Annotated in this window: 5 tRNA genes and 2 rRNA genes; all 7 read right to left on the bottom strand. The window is 49.6% G+C overall.

What is annotated here, in order from left to right:
• Window positions 1–48: 48 nt before the first annotated feature.
• Window positions 49–125 (bottom strand) — tRNA-Met (locus RUW00_RS22745).
• 7 nt (window positions 126–132) lie between these two features.
• Window positions 133–208, bottom strand: a tRNA-Val gene (locus RUW00_RS22740).
• A gap of 10 nt (window positions 209–218) precedes the next feature.
• A tRNA-Glu gene (locus tag RUW00_RS22735) sits at window positions 219–290 on the bottom strand.
• A gap of 36 nt (window positions 291–326) precedes the next feature.
• A tRNA-Ser gene (locus tag RUW00_RS22730) sits at window positions 327–417 on the bottom strand.
• A 5-nt stretch (window positions 418–422) separates the two neighbouring features.
• Window positions 423–497: transfer RNA gene (locus RUW00_RS22725), tRNA-Asn, on the bottom strand.
• A gap of 9 nt (window positions 498–506) precedes the next feature.
• Window positions 507–622 (bottom strand): 5S ribosomal RNA (rrf, locus tag RUW00_RS22720).
• 103 nt (window positions 623–725) lie between these two features.
• A 23S ribosomal RNA gene (locus tag RUW00_RS22715) occupies window positions 726–814 on the bottom strand; the annotation flags it as partial.

The following is an 814-nucleotide window of genomic DNA, read 5'->3' as shown; positions in this document are numbered from 1 at the left end:
TGACAGGCAGGCATTCTAACCAACTGAACTACCGGACCATTTAATTTTTGGTTGCGGGGGCAGGATTTGAACCTGCGACCTTCGGGTTATGAGCCCGACGAGCTACCGAACTGCTCCACCCCGCGATAATAATGGTGGAGGATGACGGGCTCGAACCGCCGACCCTCTGCTTGTAAGGCAGATGCTCTCCCAGCTGAGCTAATCCTCCATCATATAAGTGACCCGTACGGGATTCGAACCCGTGTTACCGCCGTGAAAGGGCGGTGTCTTAACCGCTTGACCAACGGGCCCTGGTATTTTTTCGTTTGTTATGTATTAATAATTAGTGGCGGAGAGCAAGGGATTCGAACCCTTGAGACGGGGTTACCGCCTACACGATTTCCAATCGTGCTCCTTCGGCCACTCGGACAGCTCTCCATAAATGGCTCCGCAGGTAGGATTCGAACCTACGACCGATCGGTTAACAGCCGATAGCTCTACCACTGAGCTACTGCGGAATGAAGTCTGCCTGGCGATGTCCTACTCTCACAGGGGGAAACCCCCGACTACCATCGGCGCTGAAGAGCTTAACTTCCGTGTTCGGCATGGGAACGGGTGTGACCTCTTCGCCATCATCACCAGACGTTTTAGTGACATGTATTATTATACTATGTATTTCAGAAAAAGCAAGAGTTTTTTTGAAAAAAATTCTCTCAAAACTAGATAACAGTAAGCATACATTCAAATTGGTTAAGTCCTCGATCGATTAGTATCTGTCAGCTCCATGTGTCGCCACACTTCCACCTCAGACCTATCAACCTGATCATCTTTCAGG

Origin of the sequence: Bacillus sp. IS1, from assembly GCF_032461585.1 — a bacterium.
Classification (GTDB): domain Bacteria; phylum Bacillota; class Bacilli; order Bacillales; family Bacillaceae; genus Bacillus; species Bacillus velezensis.
The sequence above is the reverse complement of the archived record's forward strand: the minus strand, read 5'-3'. Positions and strand labels throughout refer to the sequence as shown.